Source organism: Thermocoleostomius sinensis A174, assembly GCF_026802175.1.
Classification (GTDB): Bacteria; Cyanobacteriota; Cyanobacteriia; order Elainellales; family Elainellaceae; genus Thermocoleostomius; species Thermocoleostomius sinensis.
The window spans coordinates 4,771,302-4,795,425 of the sequence record NZ_CP113797.1 but is presented as its reverse complement, the minus strand read 5'-3'; the positions used below and the strand labels follow the sequence as shown (position 1 = coordinate 4,795,425).

Genomic DNA, 24,124 nt, shown 5'->3' with positions numbered 1-24,124 from the left:
TTATGACACAGCCATTTCTCCTAGAACAAGCCAAACAAGGTGATCCACAAGCGATCGCCGCTTTAATGAACAATGCTCTGCAACCGAAAGGGATGACCGCCTACGTTGAGCGACAAGGCGATCACTTGAATGTTGTGCTCAAGGCAGATCGAATTCCCAACCGACAATCCCTCACCGATTTTGTTGAGCGCGGCATTCAAACGTTGGATATTCCGTCTATTAAAACAGTCAGAGTTGCAGGTCAGCAAATAGGAGCGGCTTCGCCTGCCTGGGAGCAGGATCTTTTTTTCGAGTCGTTTCTCCCTGGGTTTGACGAATCCATTCAAGAGCTTTCCCAGGTGCAAGCAGAGTTATCTGATCCATCACCCCAACCGCCGTTTGATCCACAGCGCCAGGAACTAGAAAGTCGATTAGAGAGCTTATGGACAGAGCAGTCTGATGAATCTGCGCGGGATTTCTTAGCTGAGTTGATGACCGAGGAGGAACCACAGGACTCGGCGCAGCAATTTGAGTCGTTTTTAAGCGAGCAAGCGGACGATCGCTTTCAGTCTCATGAGCAAGAAGGGTTGTGGATAGAACCTGTCGAAGATCCCGATTTGCTGACCGAGCTAGAGCTAGACGATGCTAGGAGTGCGTTGAGTGAACAAATTGAAGCAGCGCTGCAACAAGCTGATCTAACCTTTGATCCATCCTGGTTCAATGGAGCCGAGACGTCTGAACCCTTAGACGATGAACCAGATGAAGTGTTGTTCAATTTCCTGGAAGAATCGCCACCCCTGGTGGCAAACATGGGCGTAGATGAAGTAGGAGAGCCGATCGACGAACCGGATGAAGTGCTGTTCAATTTCCTGGGCGACGAATTGAACGAACCAGCCCTCAGCCAAACCCTTCCACTAGGAGACCTGGCGCGTCCATCCGAAGAGGTTTCTGGTGAGACCCTTCCCCCCGATCTGACAACAGACGAGGATCTGCTGTTTGATGCTCCCGATCCGCAAGATCCGGATTTGTTACTGGCGCTCACGGGCAATGACCCCACTGTTGCTGCAAGTGAACCATCCAGTTGGGTGAAAGCCGATGAGATCGCTACAGATAATTTTGCTACAGACGAATTTACAACGAATGAGTTCGCAAATTTGACGGATGAGCTATCGTTAGGGGTTGATATCGAACCTGACGCTCAGATTGATACTTCGGCAGATCAAACTGCTGCTATCGATGCCGCGCCAGAATCTTGGAATTCAGTTCGTGACCCACTGACTGATGCAGTGGAATCAGATACGCCAAGCGAGTCAGACGCTCTCGCCGAGTTTCCTCCCGATTTCTTGCAAGAATTTCAAGACACTCCCGTGGATCAGTCTGAGGATCTCTATGTTGTACCGCAATCGAACCCCTTTATAGAACAAATGCAAGGACAGGATAATAACCAATTTCAACCATCGAGACCCGAAGATGATTCCAACACGGAACTCGATCAATTTGATCAGACCGATTGGATCTTGGATGAGTCTGATTTAGATGCCGCAGATCCGTCCATGACATCAGATACCTCGGCGTTTTCATTGACCGACTTTTCTGATCCAGCGGCGGCTGATCCAGCTTCTTCTGACGATCCGTTGTCCGATGAAGCTTTGATTGATTTTTTCGCCGAAGAGCCGATCGACGAACCCACGACCGAAGAGATAAGCCAGTCCTATGGTTGGTCACAATCGATTGATGATCCAGATGCACCACGTTCAGAGCCAAGCACTGTCGAAACCGCTTCGTTTAACCAATTCCCCGGTTCGGCGTTGATGGGAGATGACCCCCAGTACACCCCCTACGACGAGTTTTCGGCAGATGCAGAGATGGCAGAAACCATGCCCGATACAGAAATTCCAGAACCAGCTTATCCCGATACAGAAATTCCAGCACCAGTCTACAGTAGCTCCTACCCTGATACAGAAATTCCAGCACCAGCACCAATTTCTGCCTATGAAGAACCTTCTCAAGAGGCATTGGAGCAGCAGCTAGCTGAGTTTGATCTGGAAAATAGCGCGAATCCGCCTGCCGACGGAGTGGTTTCTGCTGGAGATCCTGTCCCTGAAAACCGGGGGACTCCTTGGTTGTTCCCCTTAATCCTACTGGGAATTAGCGGTTGGATTGTTGGATTAATTAGCTTTGCGTTTTTGTGGTCACGACTGTCGTCTCCTCCGGCGGCTCCGGATGCAGTTGCAGATCCGGCGGCTCCGGAGACTGTTGCTGCTCCTAATGCGGTTCCTACAACTTGCCCACCCACCACCGACGCAACAACCTCGGCCCCAATTGCCTTGTCTAATTTGCAGTTCCAGCCTACCTCTGGCAATCCCCAGCAAATCAATTTGATTGGCTGTGTCACGAATCGCACGTCTCAACCGATCGATTTGGTCAGCATTGGCTATCAAACTGGCGCGGGCAACAATTTGGCGGTGGGAGGATTGAATCTGCCCAATAGCATTGTGCAACCCGGTCAAACCGTACCATTTACCAGCAAATTCACCTTACCGTCGGAAGTGACAGGTTTGTCTATAAACACGGTTTATTGGCAACCCGCTGGACAAACCACGTCTCAGGAAGCGCCAACATCCGTCAATTTGAATCGATGATGTTGGCATGGGAGTTCTATCCGAAAACCTTGATTGCTTGATTGAAAGACAGCAGACTTTGTGGAAACACTGGCTCAACTCACGCTGGTTTTCGGATAATTTCCAAGGTGCTGCCCTTTGCGTTAGCGTCCAGTTCTGTGACCAATACCCGTGTCCGATCGAATCGCCTGCTGGGCAAATTGCTGGACGGTTTCTAGATAAGTTGTTCCGGCCCGCTCTGCCACGTCGTTATGTCCGGCATCCGGCACTAAGTAAAGCTGGGACTGTGGGGCTGCTTCATGGAGAGTCTGGCTCATGCTGGCAGGTACTTTTGCATCGGCGGTGCCATGAATGAACAGAATAGGTATTTGGAGCATCCTAATCTTTTCTAGGGAATTGAACTGTTGGGTGAGTAACCAGTCAATTGGAAAAAACCGCAACATCGGTGAGAGGGCAACCATGTGACGCATCGACGTGAAAGAGCCATCCACGATCAAGCCTGCTAATTGCGGATGCCGTGCTGCGAGATCAATCGCAATGGCACCGCCTAGGGAATGTCCATAAACGATAATGCGATCGGGTGAGATTTGCCGCGTTTCCACTAAGTAGTGCCACATGGTTTCGGCATCTTCGTAAACCTGAGCTTCGTGGGGAAACTCACCTTCGCTGCGACCATAGCCCCGGTAATCCATCAGCAGTACCGAGAAGCCAAGCTGATGAAACCGGGCTGCATGAGACAGGTTTGCTCCAATGTTGAAGCCGTTGCCGTGCAGGTACAACAAGACTCCAGTTTCGGGGGCGATCGCCGGAATCCACCAACCATGTAGATGTTGGAGAGATGGGGACGGTGAGGAAGATGGAGAAGATGAAGATGTAAGATTTACGGTATCGGCTGCAACGGGAAGCCACAGTTCTTCATAGTCCAGCCCTAGTCCGGCCGGTGTTACCTCCACATAGGGCGACGGAAAAAAGATCATGCGTGTTTGCCGCAGATACAGCACGCCACAGATGGCGAGGTAAACAGTAGACAGTAGCCCACCGAACAGTAGCGATAGTTTGAGAATCAACGACATACCAGTGATAGAGGAACGCAACACGGCGATTGTTTATGCTTTCTTGCGTTTAACGGAGCTTTTCTTGGTTTTTTTGCTCTGAGTGGTTTGAGTGGATGGCGGCGTGTCTTCTAGCTGCGGCGATCGTTCGTGCCACGGGGTTGCTTGCTCGTAGGCATAAGCTGCTTGCAGCAGGGTTTCTTCTTGCAGCACATTGCTAATCATTTGCAGTCCGATCGGCAGTCCCGCTTCATCAAATCCACAGGGCAAGCTCAATCCTGGCAAGCCAGCCAGATTGATCGGGATCGACAGTAAGTCGGTTAGGTACATACTAAGGGGATCATTGGTTTTTTCTCCTGCCTTAAAGGCCGTGATCGGTGAAGTGGGGCAGACTAGCACATCTACTTGAGAGAATGCCTGCTCGAAGTTTTGCTTAATCAACGTCCGCACTTTCTGCGCTTTGAGGTAATAGGCGTCGTAGTACCCGGCAGAGAGGGTATAGGTTCCAACCATGATCCGGCGTTTCACCTCCGCACCAAACCCCTGAGCGCGAGTTTTCGTGTACATCTCCATCAAGTTGTGAGTTTCGTCACTGCGGAAGCCGTACTTGACGCCGTCGTACCGCGCCAAGTTGGCCGACGCTTCGGAAGGAGCAATGATGTAATAAGCGGGCAGCCCATAACGGAACTGAGGGCAAGAGATTTCGGTGATTTCAGCCCCAAGCCTTTGTAACTCATCTACAGCGTCCATCACGGTTTTCCCCACCACTGGATCTAACCCTTCACCAAATGCCTCCTTAATAATGCCGATGCGAAATTTGCGTTGTTTCATTAGATTGGGCGTGAGGCTGCTGACATAGTTAGGAATCTTGACGTTCAAGCTAGTGGCATCGTTGGGATCATGTCCGGCGATCGCCTTCAACAAAATGGCGGCATCTTCCACCGATCGCCCAAACGGCCCAATTTGATCCAGTGATGAGGCAAACGCCACTAATCCATAACGAGAAACTAGTCCATAAGTCGGCTTTAGCCCCACAACGCCACAAAACGAAGCAGGCTGTCGAATTGAACCCCCCGTATCTGATCCCAATGCTACTGTACATTCTGCGGCAGCCACCGCAGCGGCTGAACCACCAGAAGACCCACCCGGTACACGTTCTAGATCCCACGGGTTAGCCGTTAGCTGAAACGCAGAAGATTCGGTGGAACTGCCCATGGCAAATTCGTCCATATTGGTTTTGCCAACCATCACGGCTCCGGCGGTAGCCAGTCGAGCAGTGACAGTGGATTCATAGGGCGGCACAAAATTTTCCAAGATTTTAGAAGCGCAAGTCGTCGGAATCCCCTTAGTACATAAATTATCTTTAATACCAATCGGAATCCCGGCCAACAAACCGATGTCATCACCAGCAGCAATTTTGGCATCCACTTGTTGGGCCTGCTCCAGTGCTCGATCGGCTGTCACGCACAGAAAACTATGAAGCTTAGGTTCGAGTAATTGAATCCGATCGAGCGTTTCTTGTGCAATTTCAACCGCAGACCGTTCTTTGCTGATGAGTTGATTGTGCAACTCGCGAATGGATGCCATGCAATAACCTCAATTAACTAGTAGCGATTTAACCCAACTGAACGACATAGTGGAACAAACAGAAGATGTTGGTTCAGTCTACATGCCATAGGGGGCGTCAAACGCCCTTACAAGCAGAACTATTGCATTTTAGTATGGGATACCTAACCCACAGGGCTATTCTTGTAGATCAGTTTGTAGATCAGTCAGTTGGATCAACTTCCAACAATCGTAAGCGATCGGCCAATCGAGCGGCACGAGTTTCAGCTTCGATCGCCCTTGGGTCGTCTAAACACAACCATGACATCCAGAGCGGTGACGATTGTAGTCTGCTCCTCTACGGGATACCAAAGCAGATGAACCACTAGATTCGCTATAGTGGCAACTCTTAGTTGTTTTGTTTTATGTTGTTTTGTTTTTTGAAAGATCTCCATGATGGCTGCTGTCCAACTGGCTTTTGAAACCAAAGGAACTGGGTACCCAATCGTGTGTCTTCACGGACATCCAGGATCAGGACGCTGTATGTCGGTATTCACTAATCACCTATCGCAGCGCTTTCAGACAATTGCCCCCGATTTACGTGGATATGGGCAAAGCCGCACCGATCGTCCATTTGATATGGTCGATCATTTGATCGATCTAGAAGCTCTGCTCGATCGCCTGCACCTCGATCGCTGTTTAGTATTGGGATGGTCATTGGGGGGAATTTTGGCTATGGAACTGGCGCTGAGGCAACCCGATCGCGTCAGCGGACTAATTTTGGTGGCTACCGCAGCCCGTCCCCGCAGTAACCATCCGCCGGTTACATGGGAAGATAATCTTTACACGGGGATCGCCTCAATTCTCAATAAACTCAAGCCCGGTTGGGATTGGAATATCGATACCTTTGGCAAACGATCGCTGTTTCGATACCTAATTCAACAACATACTGCAAACGCCTATCAGCACATTGCCGATGAGGCTATTACCGCCTACCTTCAAACTTCCCCATTCGCTAACCAAGCTCTACAGAGAAGCCTACAAGCAGGCTACGATCGCCTAGCGGCCCTAACGGACTTGCGCTGTCCTGCCCTTGTCCTTGCCGGAGCCGACGATCGTCATATTACCGCTCAATCCAGTCTGGAAACAGCCAAGGCCCTGCCCAATGGTGAAGCCTATTGCTACAACAACGTAGCCCACTTGTTCCCATGGGAGATCACAGAAACAGTATTGCGTGATATCGATCGATGGTTAGAGAGCAATCCTAAAGTTGTCCACTAAGAATCGGCGAGATTCCCCCAAATGGGTTAGACTCATCTTCTTCCTCTTCAACAATTGTTAATCGGGTTGGCTTACAGCGTTTAATTTCGACTTTGATCCCCTTTGCACCTTCTAGTTCTAAGTCTTCAACATACCCAAATTGAGCGGCTTTGGCATCCTTGGCGGTGGCAAAGGGCCCGAAATAATAGGTACATTTGGGCGATTCTGTGACAACCTCAACCCACCAGGCCAACCCAAGGGATTCAAGAATAGTGATCCAAAGTTCTTTCATAAGCTCCTACCAGTTCTCTGGAAGATTACAGGCACAAAGCGGCTTCTCGGAAATTGTGACAGAGACCTATGCAAAATTGCGCTTTTTTACAATTTGTTTATACTGTGTTGCGCTGGGTTTTGAAAAGTACCTCTTGACATATCATCCAGGTAAAACGTTTGCGATCGCCGTTGCCGATATACTTCATAGAGCACCATTCCGGCTGCCACGGATGCATTCAAGCTAGGAGTGTTACCCGATAGCGGAATAGAGACTAAAACATCACAGCAGCGTTGTGTCAACAAACTCAACCCTTCTCCTTCTGCACCAATGACCAGAACAAGTGGTTGATCAAATCGAACCGTGTCCACCGGTTGACTGGCGTTTACAGCAGTACCATAGATCCAAAAACCAGCGCTTTTCAATTCTTCCAGTGCTCGCGCCAGGTTGACAACCCTCGCCACTGGAAAAGTTTCTAAAGCTCCGGCAGCCACTTTAACAACGGTCGATGTGATTCCAACCGCTCGTCGCTGCGGGATCACCAATCCCTGAGCGCCAATTGCTTCGGCAGTGCGGATAATTGCACCCAAATTCTGTGGGTCAGTTATTCCGTCAACGGCTATAAGCACTGGATGCTCGGTGGCAGCCTTCGCTTGCTCAATTAGATCCCCAAGTTCAGCATATTCATATGGAGCAACCTGAGCAACAATTCCCTGGTGGTTTGCCCCCTGAGTCAGTTGATCAAGCCGTCGAGGTTCCACTTCATCAACCACCGTCCCATGGGCTTTAGCAGCCGATAAAAGTGAATGAAAGCGGGGATCGTAGCGTAACCTAGAAATGATCCAAACGCGATTCAGATTTCGTTTGCCTTCTAAAGCCGCTTGAACACTGTGACGACCATAAATCAAATCGCTCTCAGATTCAGTATCAGGGGCAACGGGTGACTTCCTAGAGCGACTGGGATCGGCAGAATGAGCACGGAAACGATGGGACGATCGAGAGCCTGACGCGGGCATTGGCTCCGATGTGTCGGCTCGTTTAATTTTGGAAGAATCAATGGGCTTTAAAGTTCTCTTTTCAGTTCGACTATCGGGGCGTTGCCGACGGTTATTTGCAGCCTCTGGGTTGCTATCAGCCGATCGAAATTTGAGTTTTGGAGTTGATTTCCCCGCTCGCTTAAACGGTTTTTTAGCAGCTTGGTTTGAATCACCCTGACGATGAGGGCGATCGGATGAGCCAGAGGAATGATGCTTGGCAGCCATGTCTAAGTTGCAGTCCTTTACTGATGTGGAAATCTTCGTAAAATCAGGTTGTGAAGCCGAGTGATGCTCGTCTAGAGGGATAGCTAGATACTGAATCAATGGTGCTAATCGATTGTGCTAATAACTCTCTGAACTTGAAGCAGTCTCTTTAAGATCGTCGCTGGCTCGATCGGCCGCACCCGGCACAAACTCCAGATGAGCTAAAAGCTGAAACAATCGCTGTGGATTAGTCAAATAAAGATAACCAATGAGGGTTTCTAAACTGGTTGCCTGCTGATACGTTTTGGGATCGCCTCGTTTTGATTTATGGCTAGCTGCATTTCTTCCCCGCCGAAGAATTTCCTGTTCTGCGCTCGTTAAATAGGGTTGTAGCAGACGCAACTGAAGTGCCTGTCCCTCCGCTCGCACCTGTCTCACCACCTGGGCATGATAGTCTTGCAACCGTTTGGGCGGTATGAGATAGTGCGATCGAACATAAAGTTCATAGACGGCATCTCCTAGATAAGCTAGTGCCGCTGGAGAAAGCTGCTCGAGTGCTACGGCTGTAGGAGGCAAAAACGAGGCGAATTCAGCAGATTCTACAGAAAAAAGCGACCCAGACGATCGCTGAGCCGTTATTCTATCTGAATTCATCCTTTCAGATTCCACCTGCAATGACCTCACTACGTTAGCACATTTACTATCTTGGCTTAACTCGAGGCGACATGTGGAAGTCAGCCCTTGAAAAAAGAACTGACTTAATGAAGTTCACGAACTTTGCTTCAGTTTTGCTAAAGCGTCTTCGACGGTGGGTTGAAGAGAGAGAAACTGTTCCAGACGAACCAGCTTAACCGTCTGAGTTACTCTGGGATTAGTAACGGTTTGAAAGGTGCCCCCATTATTCTGAACTTTTTTAGCAAGCTTGACCAACGCTCCAATACCAGAACTGTCAATGAAGTCAATTTGCGATAGATCAAGAATAATGTTTTTAGGATTTTCTTCAGAAAACTTTTCTAACGCCTTGAGGAAGGCCTGTTCCGAATACGCATCTAACAAACCTGCAAGACGAAATAGCTGGCAATTGTCTCTGACTTCACGATTGCCTTTCAAACTAAGAGTTAGGGTAAGCGTTTCAGGAATAGAACCCTCCTATAGCATCTTATACAAATGGACAAAATTATTAAATCCGAGGTTCAAGTATAGGTCAGGATAGCACAGGATGCAACCACTCATGTTCCCTCTTCCGCTATAAACCTGTCGCTTGTTCGCATTGGCGGGGTTTGCCCATGTAGAATTTCCCTAATTATGTTAATCACCTTGAGGAAATTCCTGCCAAAGAGTGGTAGATTGACGCAGGCTGCGATAATGACCATCTCCTAGAATGAGGTGATCCAACAACGGAATATTCAAGATCTGTGCTCCCGCTAAAAGCTGACGAGTTAAGGCGATATCCTCTGGGCTTGGCTCTACATTCCCTGAGGGGTGGTTATGTGCCACAATGACTCGGACGGCTCCTTGACGAATCACTTCTCGAAAAATATCCCGAGGATGGGCTAAAGTTTCGGTCGCCGTCCCAACGCTAATAATTTGAGTTCCTACCAGTCGATGCTTAACATCGAGCAACAGCACAGCAAAGCGTTCTTGGGCTTGCCACATTAGATCACCACTGAGGATGGCAGCGGCTACACTGGGATCATCAATCACCGTTCGATCGGGCGGACGGGAATAAAGCACCCGCTTACCTAGTTCGATCGCCGCAACGATTGTGGTGGACTTCGCTACACCCACCCCAGGAATCTGCATTAATTCTTGGACGCTCACATCGCGCAACACCGCCAGCGAATCGCGCTGATGTTCTCCTAATTTTTGCAAAATATGCTGCCCTAGTCCCACGGCCGAGAGTTTGCCTGGACCTTGCCCCGTTCCTAGCAAAATGGCAATTAGCTCAGCCGTAGACAAACTCTTTGCTCCGTAAGTCATCAAGCGCTCACGGGGTCGTTCAGCAGCAGGAAGATCAGCAACGCGCAGGCGGTAGGTCATTGGGCAGCGGGGATACAGGGTTGGATGTTAGGAGTCGGGAAGATATTTTTAGTTATCCCAAATTTGGGAAAAGTTTGTCAGACATTGTTTTCTCCTTGTTTTCTCCTTTAGCTTTTTCGTGTCTCATCGCTCACTCTTCATGCTTCTGGGTGATACACTCTTGGTTGCAGCAGGGATTGCGGAGATTATGCAGTTAGAGTTTGTGTCGGTAGAAGAGTTTTATTTTGCTCTAACATTGGCGGTAAAAACGCTGGAAGAGTTCAATGGTGTTGAGGTGGTCGATCGCACTCGCTCGATTCTTCAGGAAAAATTTGGGCAACCTTCGACGGTGGCTCCTGGTAAGCAAAATACGTTTAATTATGTCTTTTATGTGTGCGGATATGAAGAAGAGTCCTCGCGATGGATTGTGTCCATTTCCGATTGGCAGGATAAACTGCGGTTGAGTAGTGACTATGGCTGGATGTTGGATGAAACCCGTAAACCAACTCGTAGCCTTCAGTTTGAGCGCCGTCCTACATTTAGCCAAGCGCTCCGATCGCATCTCAAAGACTGGCTGGGTCTGCCTCTAGAGTCCTAACAGTTAACTGTTCTTGAATATGCTTTCCTTTTGTAATCGCTACGGAAGGACTGTTAGAACAGGATTAGCTTAACGGCTTTGTACCAGGAGTTTGAATTTGATCCTTCATCCTTTAGCCTCTAGCCTCTCTGCCTATGACGACTGACGCTCTGTTTCAACTTGAGAACTTGCGGGTTGCCTATCCACCGCAGCGGACTGCTAAGGACGCCATTGAGTGGGCGGTCGATGAGGTGTCGATCGCCCTACAGGCGGGCGAAAGGCTAGGGATTGTAGGAGAATCCGGCTGTGGCAAATCGACCTTGGGGCGGGCAGCCATGCGATTGTTGCCTCCCTCTACCCGGATTGAAGGGCGAGTATTGTTTGAAGGACGATCGGTGTTTGACTTTTCGCCTAAAGAATTACGTTGCTTTCGGGGAGAAGCCGTAGCGCTGGTCTTTCAAGACCCGATGACCCGCCTAGATCCGGTGATGACGATCGGAGAGCACTGTTTGGAAACCTTGCGAGCGCATCAGCCCAACTTGTCTCGGCGACAAGCCAAAGATCGAGCCATTGCCACATTAGAAGCAGTGAAAATTCCTGCGAGTCGGTGGTCTCAATATCCCCATGAGTTTAGTGGTGGAATGCGGCAACGAGTGGCGATCGCCCTAGCATTATTGCTCAATCCCAAACTGATCGTTGCCGATGAACCGACTACTAGTTTGGATGTCACGGTTTCGGCTCAAATTCTGCAAGAACTGACTCGGTTGTGCCAAGAGCGACAGATGGCGCTAATTTTAATTTCCCATGATTTGGCCATGGTCGGTGAGTACTGCGATCGCATTGCTGTCATGTATCAAGGCAAAGTAGTAGAAACCGGAGCCGCCCAAGCCGTATTGGTGCACCCACAGCACGAGTATACGCAGTCCCTTTTACAGGCTGCATTACATCTTCAGGCAGGAAAACAGAAAGCAGAAATTGGGGAGCGGGGAGTAGGGAATGGGCGAAACTCAGATGACTCTTCACCCCTCCTCCGCACTGAAAATTTGCAGCAGCACTATACCCTAGAGCAAAATTTTGTAGCGCGGTGGCTAACGTCAGATCAAGATAAAACCATCAAGGCGGTAGATGGCGTCTCGCTGGAACTTTATCCTGGAGAAATCTTGGGACTGGTGGGGGAATCGGGCTGCGGCAAGAGCACGTTATCACGCACAATTTTGCAATTGATCCGACCCACGGCTGGAAGGGTAGAATTTTTAGGACACGATCTAACAACCTTCTCGCGGCAAGCATTGCGGCAACAGCGACGCCAGATGCAGATGGTGTTTCAAGACCCTCATGCGTGTCTAAATCCATTGATGATGGTAGGCGATAGTATTGCTGATCCGTTGCTGATTCATGGTTTGGCCGATGCCGCTACAGCCCAGTCCCAAGCCCAAGCTATGCTAGAGCGGGTTGGGTTGGTGCCAGCCGAGGCCTTTTACTCCCGCTACCCGAATGAGTTATCAGGTGGGCAACAACAGCGAGTGGCGATCGCCCGCGCTCTAATTACCCGTCCCAAACTGCTAGTTTGTGATGAACCAGTCAGTATGCTCGATGCCAGTGTACAAGCTCAAGTGCTCAATTTAATGCTGGAATTGAAGCAAGAATTTGACCTGACCTATTTGTTCATTACTCACGATCTATGGGTTGCTCGATTTTTGTGCGATCGCATTGCGGTCATGAATGCAGGCAAAATTGTGGAAATAGGGGAGACAGGGCAAATTTTTTCCCATCCACAGCATCCCTATACTCAAACCCTGTTAGCTGCCGCCCCGCTGTTGTCGCGATTGAAGCATCAGCCTGACACAAATTCTACCTGTCTTAGCAAGGACAAGAAGCCCTTTAGCACGAATCAAACGCTTTAAAAGCCCCCCGCAACGCCGTCTTACCTCAGTTTTTGACCTGGAATACTCCAGGTGGGGATCTTGACCTCAGCTTTAAGTTTCCGGGTACATGCCCGGTCTACTGCCACTGAAGTAACTCGCTCCCCTTGTTCATAAGGCATAGATCATAAAACATTATTGGCAGTCACCAACGTCGCAGCAGAACTTGATATCCATTGTAGCGAGGAGGAGTGGGGATGCCGCAAGGGGAAACCGATGAGAATTTCAAAATAACCGAACCTTTTACTTTGATTAAAACAATGTCGTCTGAAAATCCCCAGACGATCGCTTGCAGAAAGATAGGATTGCTGTTAATCAGGTTGATAGTTTTTAATCAGTAGCATGGGTAACATAACTGCCGAGCCGGTCAGCAACCTCGTTCAACAGCAGCGAGCTTTCTTTCGCACTGGTCAAACTCAAGAGTTAAAGTTTCGCATTGACCAGTTAAAGCGACTGCGACAAACGATTGCCGATCAGGAAGATGCCATTCTAGCAGCGCTAAAGACAGACCTCAATAAACCCGCGTTTGAGAGCTACTTTGCTGAAATTCGACTCGTAACCGAAGAAATTGATTATGCGGTCAAGCATTTGCGATCGTGGGCAAAACCACGATCAGTTGCGGTTCCTTCTACTCTGCAACCCGCGAAAGCGACGGTGCGACCCGAACCGTTAGGAGTAGTGCTGATCATTGCTCCTTGGAATTATCCATTTCAGCTTGTGCTTGCGCCTCTGGTGGCTGCTTTAGCGGCAGGCAATTGTGCTGTGTTAAAGCCATCTGAATTGGTGCCGAATGTTTCGCGGGTAGTGGCGGCTGTGGTGGAAAAGACATTTGAGCCAGACTATGTGGCAGTGATGGAAGGAGGTATTGACATTGGCCAAGCACTTTTAGCAGAAAAATTTGATCACATTTTCTTCACCGGAGGAACCGCGATCGGCAAAATTGTCATGCAGGCAGCCGCCAACCACTTGACACCTGTTACGTTAGAACTGGGCGGCAAAAGCCCTTGTATTGTTGACGCCGATGTTCCGATTCAAACCACCGCTAAGCGCATCGCTTGGGGTAAGTTTTTGAACGCTGGACAGACCTGTGTCGCACCGGATTATTTACTGGTCGATCGTCGCATCAAATCTGCTTTAATGAACGAAATTCAAGTCGCCATTACTCAACTATATGGAGACAATCCAGCCCACAGTCCAGATTATGGTCGCATTGTCAATGATAAACATTTCAATCGTCTTGTGACACTGCTAGAGACTGGAAATATTATTGTGGGTGGAAAGACAGATGCAAAAAATCGCTATATTTCCCCTACTGTATTAGATCAAATAACGTGGAACGCTCCTGTGATGCAGGAGGAGATTTTTGGACCTATTCTGCCAGTTTTAGAATATACCCAGATTGAAGAAGCGATCGAACAGATTCAAACTCAACCAAAACCCTTAGCTTTGTATCTATTTTCGCGCAATCCAGCTTTGCAACAGCAGGTGCTGCAAAGCACCTCATCGGGCGGTGTTGCTATCAACGACACGATCATGCAGTCGGCCGTGACCACGTTACCGTTTGGAGGCGTTGGAGATAGTGGCATGGGGCAGTACCACGGCAAAGCGGGATTTGATACCTTCTCGCATACCAAAAGCATTGTTACTAAGCCGTTTTGGCCAGACCTTCCTTTCCGCTATCCGCCCTATGGACATAAACTCGATCGCTTGCGGCGATGGTTTGGCTAGCCCGTTGGGTGATTTATTCTTTGTACTAAGTTCAAAGTACCCGAACGAGTTTCAGTGACATCACCAAGCAATTTCGCTGAATTGAGGCGATTCAACAAAAGTTTGAACGCAGTGAACATCAGCTAGAGCAAGAGCGTCAGCGAACCGATCGCCTTGCAGAGCGTTTGCGAGCGATGGACACTGATCCCGATCCCATTCAACTCTGGTACTCTACGTGGCGAGTAGAAACTAGAGTAAGAGCGCTAGGAAATCGTCAAGGAATTTCTAAGGGTATGAAACAGGTGCAAAGGTGATGAGTAAAAATTACTCCAATTGCACTCAATATTTGCCCTGAATTGGAAACATGTAAAGACGCAGAAGTCCGAGTTGTGGAAGATGTGAGCAGACAGGGAGCAGACAAAGATTTAGTTGACTGGCAAATTTTGGCGTTGCTGAACGCAAATAGGAATTGTCCGTATTCCTAAACCCCTTCTCCCACACAGAGCAAAGGGGCTTCAACGCAAAACATGGCTCGAAAGCTCCTCACCTATTCTGACAGAGAGGCTGAAGTGAGGGCAATTCAAGACTCGTCAACTAATATTTCGTCAATCAAATCAGGGCAAATACTCAACCTGTACAAAGACAACCGCTAGGATTCAGCAGGACAACCATCTTCCCAGTCCATTAAGGAAGCAACCTAGAACTTGGGGCATTGGAAACAGACGAGGTTGAACGGTAGAGAAATTGCAGCGATCGCAGCAGTGTCTTCTCCGGAGTTGAGAAGTATCCTCGTGACATCACTTAGTATAGCGGTACTTTATGACCTGATTTGACAGAAAAGTCAGATAAAGATCAGATAAAAGTCAGCGCTAAAGTCAGAAAAAGGTCAGACAATAGATAATGAGTCATCAGCCACTATGGTTAAAAATCAGAGGTTTTGTGTCACTGTCGTGTGTACCGCAACGAATGTTAAATCGATGAGCAATGCAATCAGGGAGGCTCCACTTTATTACTAACATGTGAGGAAACCAAGCGTGATTACGGTCAAAGACGGGCTAGGGCTTGTAGAACAACTTTTAGAGAAGCGTTTAAACAAGTTACAAGAATTAGTATTTCGGCAGAGTTGGAAAGGACTTTCCTACAAAGAAATTGCCAGGGCGAACAGTCGAGATATAGGACATGTTAAGAACACAGGTGCTGAGTTATGGCGGGCGATTTCTGAAAAATTGGGAGAGCGAGTGACCAAGCAAAATGTCCAAACAGTGTTACAGCACTATTGGCAAACTCAAGAGGAAGAATCGACACAGCATCACTCGCTTTCACCACCTTCTACTATATCTGGAGCAACAACTAGATCAGCCGTCTCCCGAACAGATTGGGACGAAGCGATCGATGTGTCTATTTTCGTCGATCGTCGTTTGGAATTACACCAATTGCATCAATGGGTTCAGGGCGATCGTTGTCGATTGGTATTGCTGTTGGGTATGGGTGGAATTGGTAAGACGGCGTTAGCGGTGACGTTAGCACAGCAGTTTGCCCAAGGAACTAATCAACCCGATATCCTAGGCAACGACACCATCCAAGCCAGAGAGATGATTTCTGCTCTGGAAAATTTTGAATTTGTGATTTGGCGCAGTTTGCGGGAAGCTCCCCCCCTTGATCAGTTACTGCTCGATCTACTGAAAGTATTATCGCATCAGGCAACGATTGCCCTGCCTGAACAAGAATCTGAACAAATCGGGCAATTAGTACAAGCCTTAACCGTATCGCGCTGCTTGTTGGTCTTAGATAACGTTGAACCACTGTTACAAAGTGGAGAGCAAGCGGGGCGATTTCGTTGTGGATACGAAAATTATGCCGAGTTGTTCCGTCGGCTTGCCCAGTCGTTGCATCAAAGCTGCGTAATTTTAACAAGCCGGGAAGCTCCCAAGGTAATTAGTCAACTAGCCGGAAAAACTCGTCCAGTTCGCATTCTTCAGCTTGCCGGAGTTGGAGTGACAGGTGGACAACAAATTTTTGAAGAATATGGTTGTTTTCAAGGCAGTGACAGTGACTGGCAAACGGTAATAAAGCACTATGCGGGCAATCCATTGGCGCTCAAAATCGCTGCTTCTCGCATTCAAGACGTGTTAGATGGAAATTTGTCGCGGTTTGTTCAAGACTATCTTCAGCCTAATAAAGTTGCTTTTGCAGACATTCATGATTTGCTCGATCGCCAATTTGAACGGCTTTCTCATACTGAGCAAGATATTATGTATTGGCTCACGGTGAACCGGGAACCAGTCAGCGATAGTGATCTCAACGAAGACATTTTTTCCACAGAGTCATTGCATAAACTGTTAGATGCATTAGCTTTGTTGAGACAACGATCGCTAATTGAAAAAACAACTCATGGCTTCACTCAGCAACCAGTTGTGATGGAATATGTCACAGAACGATTAATTGAACGAATTGTAACGGAAATTATTGAATGGAATACTAAATCAAAAATTGACGGTAATGAGGTGAGCTATGAATCTGACGAAACGTTTGAGTTAAACGAAACTACAGATGCTTTGTCAGTTGCTTGCCCACCACCGCCACCGTTGCCTACTCCGTTACTTTGCCGCTATGCGTTGCTAAAAGCACAATGCAAAGATTATGTTCGTGAGGCCCAAACCCGCATTCTATTAGAACCGATCGTCAATCAACTATTGCTTCACTTTGGCAGCAAAACCAAATTGGAATCCTGCTTACAGCAAATCTTAGCAAGTCTTAAACAACACGCTCCTCTACAGCCTGGCTATGCAGCTGGTAACATCCTGAATTTACTGTGCTATTTGCAAATTGATTTAACAGGTTACGATTTCTCTCATCTAGCCGTTTGGCAAGCCTATTTACCTGCGGTGTCTTTACCCCATGTCAACTTTGCCTATGCCGATTTATCAAAATCAGTATTTGCTGAAAGTTTTGGTGGCATTGTTTCGGTTGCCTTCAGCCCGGATGGGCAGCAGTTGGCGGTGGCAGATAGCAACGGTGGCATTCGCGTCTGGGATATATCCAGCGGTCGATCGCAATTAATTCTACGGGCGCATGAAACTTGGATTTGGTCGATCGCCTTTAGTCCGGATGGACAATGGCTAGCGAGTGCTAGTGACGACAACACAGCAAAACTGTGGAATTTGGCGACCGGAACTTGCTTACGGACGCTGAACGGTCATACTCAGGCGGTGCTAGCGGTAGCGTTTAGCCCCGATAGCGAGTGGTTGGCTACTAGCAGTGACGATCTCACCATTCGCTTGTGGAATACTTGTGACCCTGGCTCCTATGATCATTGTTGGGTTGCGCACGATCGACGAGTGTGGTCACTGGGCTTTAGCCCGGATGGTCAAACCTTGGCCAGTAGTTCTGAAGATCACACCGTGAAATTGTGGTATTGGCAAACAGCAACCTGCCTTAAAACGCTGGTAGGACACTCGGATTGGGTCAAAGGGATCGCGTTTCATCCCAATGGTCATCTGATTGCGACGGGTAGCCACGACCAAACCCTGAAACTGTGGGATGTGCAAACGGGACAATGCCTGAAAACCTTAACTGGGCATCGCAACGCCGTCACAGCGGTTGGGTTTAGTCCGGAGGGGGGACAGTTGATTAGCAGCAGCCATGACCACACGTTGCGAGTCTGGGATTTGAATCTGGGGCGCTGTTGTAAGGTATTACAAGGGCATACGAACCGTCTGTGGTCTGTGGCAGTTCACCCTGATGGGCAACGTATTGCCAGCGGGGGAGATGATCACGCCGTTAAGCTTTGGAATATGCATACAGGACACTGCCTTAAAACATTCCGAGGTCACACCAATGCGTTGCTATGGATGATTTTTAATGGCGATCGTTCGGTGCTCGCGAGTGGACACGAAGACGAAACCATCAAGCTTTGGGATGTGCAAACCAAGCGCGTATTTCGCACCCTGCGAGGGCATGGCGATCGAGTGTGGGCAATTGCCTTCAGTCCCCAATCCCGCGATACATCGATTCTGGCCAGTGGCAGTGGTGATCAAACCATCAAACTTTGGAACTGGCGATCGGGCGAATGTTTGAAAACCTTGCACGGACACGCTAGTTGGGTGTGGGCAGTGGTATTTCATCCCACCATTCCGCTGTTGGCCAGTGGCAGTTACGATGGCACGATCAAGTTCTGGGAAATTCCCGGCGGCGAGTGCATACGGACGCTGAACGGTCATACAGCCCCGGTAGTTGATACGCTATTTAATGCAACGGGCGATTGGCTGTTTAGCTGCGGCTTTGATGAAACGATTCGGCTGTGGCAGGTAAAAACTGGAGACTGTATACGGGTGCTTCAAGGGCACACTAACAAAGTCTGGCGATTGGCACTCAGCCCTGACCAACAATACTTAGCTAGTTGCAGCTACGATAACACCCTAAAACTATGGGAGGTGCAAACGGGCGAGTGTGTATGCACCTTTACAGGACATGTTGCCCCGGTTGTGGCTCTAGCATTCGATACCAGCGGACAGCGACTTATCAGTGGTAGCTTCGATCAAACGATTAAATTGTGGGAGGTGCAAACGGGCAAGTGCCTACATACCTTAGAAGGACATCAAGGAATTATTTCGGGTCTGTTGACAGAAGGCGAATTATTGCTGAGCAGTAGCTTTGACGAAACCATTAAATACTGGAACCTGACAACAGGTGACTGTCTAGAAACCTTGCGGACGCCGCAACCTTAGAGGGTGTTTGAAAAGATTTGAGGTGTCAAATTTATGCCAACCGCCTCACCATAATCCGAATCATGGCAAGGTAGATCAAGGTTTCTGATGTCTCTGGTAATAATTCATAGTCTCTGACCAACCGTCTGCATCCCATTAGCCAACCAAAAGTTCGTTCTACCACCCACCTCTTTTTGAGCAAGCTAAAGCCTTTGGTTTGCTCAGGTCGCAGTACAACTTGCACAATCCAACGACAAACATCCATCACCCACATCAGAAAAGGGGCGCCATCGAACCCGCCGTCTACCCAAATGGTGATTAAGCGTGAAACCTTTTTCTTCATCCGTTTGACTCGTTTGAGGACACGTTTGCCCCCTTCGCGTTCCCCCAGGTTTGCCGCACTCACAAACACCCGCAAAACCAGTCCTAACGTATCCACCGTTAAAAATCGTTTGCGTCCTGTAATCAGCTTGCCTCCATCAAAGCCAACTTGTTGATGAACTCCTGCTGCACTCTTGATGCTTTGGCTATCGATGATCGCTTCTGATGGACTAGGATAGCGTTGCGCATCGATGCGAACCCACTGGTGCAACTGGTCATGAATGGAAATCCAGGTGCCGTCCAATCGCCAGTTGCGGAAGTACGTGTACACCGTCTGCCAGGCTGGGAAATCACCAGGTAAAGAACGCCAACGACAGCCTTCAACCAGAACATAGAGCATGGCATTGAGCACCTCCCACAGGTCAACGCTGCGAGGACGACCACCTGGCTTTGCTGCTGGAATTAATTCACTCAAAACCTCATATTGGGCGCGGGTTAGGTTACTGGGATATGCTTTACTCATCTGACTCACTCAGGGCTGTAGATATTTGCTATTCGCAGCCTACACTGAGTGAGCTTTTTTACGACCTTCCTGGCTTCTCAAACACCCTCTTATGACGGGATGAACATTTTAGGCGTGAAAGGATTAACCGATGCTCAAAAGATGACGTTGGAGTCATTGGGGGCGATCGAAGCCGTTGTTCCACCGCCCTTTGTTTCAGTGACCGAATATCGCTAAACTAGCCAGCGAGGAGTCTCCACTTCTAAATACCTTGCCAAGTAGAGTCGGGTTGAGCGCAAGCAGATGCTAGGGCTATCTCCAGGTTAAACCAATCTTCATCACTTGCTGCCTCCCAATCTGCAAATTCTTTTACCAGCTAGCAGGATTTTTCAACAGGGAAGCTAACAGTGTTACAATTCCGCTACTCGCCAACTTTCTCTGTACCTATACCCGTTGTTCGAGATTGCTTGGTAGGGTTGAATCAGGAAAGTTACCTGGATACTGATTGTTTCGGTAGCGTCTATATAGCATCAACGATTGCTTCTTTTCATATCGGATATACGGTACTAAGGGAGCTAGGAGTTGACGATGAGCTATGTCTGGGTTTGAGTAAGCAGTGATGTGAACTCGTGGATAAAGATTTCAGCAGCGATCGGGCCGCGAATGCGAGCCAGTTGATAATCCATAAAATACAGGTTTCCTGCCTGTACCGCAGGAATTGAGCGTAGGATTGGATGGGTCTCCCACTGCTGCTTGGCTCGTTCGATCGTGTTGTCACCCGTTGGCATAATGAGAATATGGTCGGCATCAAGACCAGCAACAGATTCCATTGATAGGGCTGTTTCATCAGAGCTTGCCACAATTACCTGAAAGCCCAAATCTTCCAATAAATTAGTGACGAAACCGCGCTCAAGTACAAAGGACTGATTGGCGATCGATTGCCAACCGAGGACAATGATGGTTTGACCAGCGACTAGGGGAGCAATCTTTTGGCGAGTCGCCTCAATGTGCCGATTATGTGCATCCAGCACCTGTTGTGCTTTGTCTTGACGGTTCAAACCTGCTGCAATAGCCTGAAGAATAGGCTTCCAACCCTCCTCACCAGTTGTTTCAAAATAAGCTGTGGGAGCAATGGCTGAGAATTGGTTATAGTTAGCTTCTACAGAGAACTTCTCGCCTAAAATTAGGTCGGGGTTGAGGGTCAAGAGCGTTTCAAGGGAGGGGCTGTCGCGACTACCCAGATTGACGGGTTGACTGGTAACGCGATCGCCCAGGAAGGGAATCTGTTGAGCAGGGTTATCAAACACTTTCTGGTTTAATAACTCCACCTCTGCATAACCTGCTGGCTGCACTCCGAGCGACAGCAAAATATCTAACAGGGGTGGACTCAAAGCAACTACTTTTTGTGGTTGCCCGCAAACTTCAGTTTCACCTCCGTCATGCTGAATTACACAACAATCTGAAGAAATATTGTCTACACCTTGACTGCTGTTGGATTGAGAGTTTCCAGATTGAGATAAATTACTGTTGCAAGCAACGACAGCAACACATACAAGAATTGCCAACAACCACACATTCCATCGTCTAAACCAATACTTCATTTTCTTATGACTCAGAATTGCCAGGAAACCGTACCTCTTACCTCAAAAGGCGCACCGGGTACAACTGCAAATCGACTTTGTGAACCTGCAAAATACTCAGTGTCGAACAAATTTTTGAAATTCAACGCAGCTCGAAAATTATCACGGTTGTAGTAAAGAGCTGCATCAAACCGAGTATAGCTTGGAAGCGTGAAACTATTAGCCAGATCCCCCGCACGTTGATCTACAAAAAAGATTCCTGCACCGAAACCAAGTCCTCTTAAATCACCCGATTGAATAGTGTATGTTGTCCATAAACTCGCCGAATTTCTAGGAGCGTTATTTAGGCGATTACCAACTTCAAAGGTATTATCTCTTGTAATGGAAGCGTCTAAATAGGAATAGCCAGCAATGATGTTCCAACCCGGTAGAATTTCGCCTGCAATGTCAAAATCAATGCCGCGATCTCGTTGTTCACCCACTTGAATCGAAAAATTAGGATTATCTGGATCGAGAGTTGTAATATTGCTTCTGGTGATGTCATAGGCAGCAAGAGTTGTCGAGAGGCGACCATCTAGAAAATCAGCTTTAATTCCAATTTCGTATTGAGTTCCTCTGGTTGGTTCAAATGGTGTGTTGTCTGCACTTCGACCAGCTTCTGGAACAAATGATCGGGCGTAACTAGCATAGAGTGATAATGTTGCGTTGGGCTGATAAACTAAACCAACACGCGGAGAAAAGGCATTGTCATTGCTATTTTGGCTAAAGTCTCCAAAACGTTCTTCCGAATCGATCGAGTCAAAGCGTCCTCCTAGCAAGACAATAAGGTTGTCTAATATATTGATTTGATCCTGTACATAAATGCCAAGCGTTCTTTGATTTTGGCGATTGCCATCAAATGTAAACTGATAACCTCCGGTATAGGTAATGGCATCATAATCTGGATCGAAAATATCAAGTAATCCTCCAGTTAACGCTTGTTGCTCTGCGGGAGCTTGTGACGTAAATCGAGCATTGTTACTGGCAAGTTCTAACCCAATCAACAACGTATGTGCAATGGAGCCAGTATCAAATCCCCAAACTAAATCATTTTGAAACGTGTAAGTTTCAAAACGCTGATCACCAAAATAGGATTCAAGCTCTACAGTGCGATTATCGTCTAACAGCCCGATCGCATTAGAAGTTCCTTCCCGATCCGATTCAAAACTAGTAGTATACCGAAATGCACTACGAATCGAGAGATTATCAGAAAATTCGTGATCAAAATATAAATATGCTCGCGTTTCATCAAAGTTACTTGCAGAGAATCTTGGATCAAACAAGGCTCGATTTAGGGGTAAGTCGGCTGGGCGATCGTCACCGTTCAACACAATCAAACCGCGATCGAATGTGCGTCGATCTTGCAGATAAGAAGCCTCTAAAGTCAGCGTTGTATCTGCACCCATTCGCCACGCTAAGGTCGGAGCAATAAAGTAACGCCTTGAATCAGCAAAATCTCGAAAGCTATCGGTATCTTCGTAGACCAAATTTAGACGGTAAGCCAGCGCACCATCATCCGTTAATGGGCCTGAAAAATCCAGTGTAGGGCGATAAAAGTTAAAATTTCCAGCCGTAAATTCAATATCGTAGTAAGGCACAGTGAGGGGACTTTTGGAAACAAGATTAATCACTCCTCCCGGTTCACCCTGTCCAAACAAGACCGAAGCAGGACCTCGAAGCACTTCAACCCGCTCAATATTCGCCGTTTCTTGAGCAGTGCGATTGACAAAGGAACCTCCTCCACCCGCATCTTCCCTTAATCCATTTCTAAACTGCGTCGCACCAAATCCTCGAATTCGGAAGTCCTGCCCTCGATTTCCGAAAGAACTGGAGAAGGTCACGCCGCTTGCGTTACGCAATATTTCATCGAGGCGAACGGCTCCCTGATCTTCAATCACTTGACGAGGAATCACCGTAATAGAAGCTGGGATATCCCGTAAGGGCGTATCCGTTCGCGTCGCAGTAGTGGCTCTGGAAGGGTTATAACCTTCATCCTGTTCAGCCGTCACTACCACCTGAATGGCATCTTGATCAGTGCCAGCCCCTTCCGTTCCTGGAACGACGCTAAGAACAAATTCCTGCCCTTCCTCGCGCACATCCACCATGGGGGGAGCATTCACCCCTGTAATAGCAACGCGTACCCGATCGCCTGGTAAACTCGTTACGCTCACTAGCGCTATTCCCTCGATCGGATTTGCTTGAGAAAACTCCTCTCCATCCGGCACTGCCAACACTGCATCGGGAAAATCGGTAATCCACGCATTCCCCACTGATCGCATTGTGGGAGTCGGCAGTTCGCCCTCTGTAACATCCAACACCACCTGTAACCCGGATTCTGTCACCTCTACCCGCACTCCCGTCACTTGCACAAGAGCCTGAGAAATCTGCGCTATCCAATCTTCGATCGTGGTAGCGGGTTGCTCCAGGTCACTCAGTTGAGGAATGTCCGCTCCTGAACCTTCATCAATGGCTGGGGCTTGGAGCGCAGTTTGTAGGGTCAGATCCTCAATCGCCTGAGCAGGTCGTGGCTGCAAAATCAGGGCACTCAAAACGCAAATACCCAGCAGGGCAGGCGATCGCTCTCTATTGCCAACCCCAAAACGTGAGCCATTGTTCCAATTCCTCAAACTGATTCCCATGAATTTTCCCACACCTCTTAAAACTAGCTAGTAGACAAAACTACTAGGAACTATTCTCAAGAAGATACCGGGAAATTAGACGACATGGGCAGGTTTGATCGCTCCCATCGGGATCTTTTTGCGCCCCATCCGGATCTTTTACT

16 protein-coding genes, 1 other RNA gene and 1 pseudogene are annotated in these 24,124 nt (G+C 48.3%); 6 read left to right on the top strand and 12 right to left on the bottom strand.

The window, feature by feature from the left end; genetic code table 11:
• The first annotated feature begins 2 nt into the window (after positions 1–2).
• Positions 3–2,621: a hypothetical protein gene (locus OXH18_RS20645; protein ID WP_268609348.1), complete on the top strand. Its 2,619-nt coding sequence runs from the start codon at positions 3–5 to the stop codon at positions 2,619–2,621.
• Positions 2,622–2,743: 122 nt separating this feature from the next.
• On the opposite strand, the gene OXH18_RS20640 is transcribed toward OXH18_RS20645, so the two are convergent.
• The 3 genes and pseudogenes from OXH18_RS20640 to OXH18_RS25635 all read right to left on the bottom strand — a co-directional run.
• The gene (locus tag OXH18_RS20640; RefSeq protein WP_268609347.1) at positions 2,744–3,697 is read right to left on the bottom strand and encodes an alpha/beta hydrolase; all 954 of its coding nucleotides are present in this window, start codon (positions 3,695–3,697) and stop codon (positions 2,744–2,746) included.
• 9 nt (positions 3,698–3,706) lie between these two features.
• On the bottom strand, positions 3,707–5,239 hold the full coding sequence (gene gatA / locus OXH18_RS20635) for an Asp-tRNA(Asn)/Glu-tRNA(Gln) amidotransferase subunit GatA (protein WP_268609346.1): 1,533 nt from the start codon (positions 5,237–5,239) through the stop codon (positions 3,707–3,709).
• Between the two features lie 248 nt (positions 5,240–5,487).
• Positions 5,488–5,574: pseudogene (locus OXH18_RS25635) on the bottom strand (Uma2 family endonuclease); the annotation flags it as partial.
• Positions 5,575–5,653: 79 nt separating this feature from the next.
• Here OXH18_RS25635 and OXH18_RS20630 point away from each other — a divergent pair.
• Positions 5,654–6,478: an alpha/beta fold hydrolase gene (locus OXH18_RS20630; protein WP_390904402.1), complete on the top strand. Its 825-nt coding sequence runs from the start codon at positions 5,654–5,656 to the stop codon at positions 6,476–6,478.
• Here the strand turns inward: OXH18_RS20630 and OXH18_RS20625 are convergent.
• From OXH18_RS20625 to radC, 5 genes are all read right to left on the bottom strand, one after another.
• The gene (locus OXH18_RS20625; RefSeq protein WP_268609344.1) at positions 6,462–6,749 is read right to left on the bottom strand and encodes a DUF1816 domain-containing protein; all 288 of its coding nucleotides are present in this window, start codon (positions 6,747–6,749) and stop codon (positions 6,462–6,464) included. The genes OXH18_RS20630 and OXH18_RS20625 overlap by 17 nt on opposite strands.
• An 86-nt stretch (positions 6,750–6,835) precedes the next feature.
• A complete protein-coding gene (rlmB, locus tag OXH18_RS20620; RefSeq protein WP_268609343.1) occupies positions 6,836–7,990 on the bottom strand; it encodes a 23S rRNA (guanosine(2251)-2'-O)-methyltransferase RlmB in 1,155 nt (384 codons plus the stop codon).
• A 117-nt stretch (positions 7,991–8,107) separates the two neighbouring features.
• Positions 8,108–8,623, bottom strand: coding sequence for a Mini-ribonuclease 3 (locus OXH18_RS20615; RefSeq protein WP_315874612.1), 516 nt, complete (start codon positions 8,621–8,623; stop codon positions 8,108–8,110).
• A gap of 114 nt (positions 8,624–8,737) precedes the next feature.
• On the bottom strand, positions 8,738–9,109 hold the full coding sequence (locus OXH18_RS20610) for an STAS domain-containing protein (RefSeq protein WP_315874769.1): 372 nt from the start codon (positions 9,107–9,109) through the stop codon (positions 8,738–8,740).
• 168 nt (positions 9,110–9,277) lie between these two features.
• A complete protein-coding gene (radC, locus tag OXH18_RS20605) occupies positions 9,278–10,009 on the bottom strand; it encodes a RadC family protein (RefSeq protein WP_268609341.1) in 732 nt (243 codons plus the stop codon).
• 187 nt (positions 10,010–10,196) lie between these two features.
• On the opposite strand from radC, the gene OXH18_RS20600 reads away from it, so the two are divergent.
• Complete coding sequence (locus OXH18_RS20600) at positions 10,197–10,586, top strand: hypothetical protein (RefSeq protein WP_315874768.1); 390 nt, start codon at positions 10,197–10,199, stop codon at positions 10,584–10,586.
• 134 nt (positions 10,587–10,720) lie between these two features.
• Positions 10,721–12,469, top strand: coding sequence for a dipeptide ABC transporter ATP-binding protein (locus tag OXH18_RS20595; RefSeq protein WP_268609339.1), 1,749 nt, complete (start codon positions 10,721–10,723; stop codon positions 12,467–12,469).
• Here OXH18_RS20595 and ssrS read toward each other — a convergent pair.
• A non-coding RNA gene (gene ssrS / locus OXH18_RS20590) (6S RNA) lies at positions 12,470–12,653 on the bottom strand. It lies immediately after the preceding gene.
• A 176-nt stretch (positions 12,654–12,829) separates the two neighbouring features.
• On the opposite strand from ssrS, the gene OXH18_RS20585 reads away from it, so the two are divergent.
• Positions 12,830–14,215: an aldehyde dehydrogenase gene (locus OXH18_RS20585; RefSeq protein WP_268609338.1), complete on the top strand. Its 1,386-nt coding sequence runs from the start codon at positions 12,830–12,832 to the stop codon at positions 14,213–14,215.
• Positions 14,216–15,228: 1,013 nt separating this feature from the next.
• The gene (locus OXH18_RS20580) at positions 15,229–18,921 is read left to right on the top strand and encodes a WD40 domain-containing protein (protein WP_268609337.1); all 3,693 of its coding nucleotides are present in this window, start codon (positions 15,229–15,231) and stop codon (positions 18,919–18,921) included.
• A gap of 31 nt (positions 18,922–18,952) precedes the next feature.
• Here the strand turns inward: OXH18_RS20580 and OXH18_RS20575 are convergent, their stop codons facing one another.
• From OXH18_RS20575 to OXH18_RS20565, 3 genes are all read right to left on the bottom strand, one after another.
• Positions 18,953–19,744: an IS5 family transposase gene (locus OXH18_RS20575; RefSeq protein WP_268607476.1), complete on the bottom strand. Its 792-nt coding sequence runs from the start codon at positions 19,742–19,744 to the stop codon at positions 18,953–18,955.
• 572 nt (positions 19,745–20,316) lie between these two features.
• A complete protein-coding gene (locus OXH18_RS20570; RefSeq protein ID WP_268609336.1) occupies positions 20,317–21,324 on the bottom strand; it encodes an ABC transporter substrate-binding protein in 1,008 nt (335 codons plus the stop codon).
• Positions 21,325–21,335: 11 nt separating this feature from the next.
• Complete coding sequence (locus OXH18_RS20565) at positions 21,336–23,981, bottom strand: TonB-dependent siderophore receptor (RefSeq protein ID WP_268609335.1); 2,646 nt, start codon at positions 23,979–23,981, stop codon at positions 21,336–21,338.
• Positions 23,982–24,124: the final 143 nt, after the last annotated feature.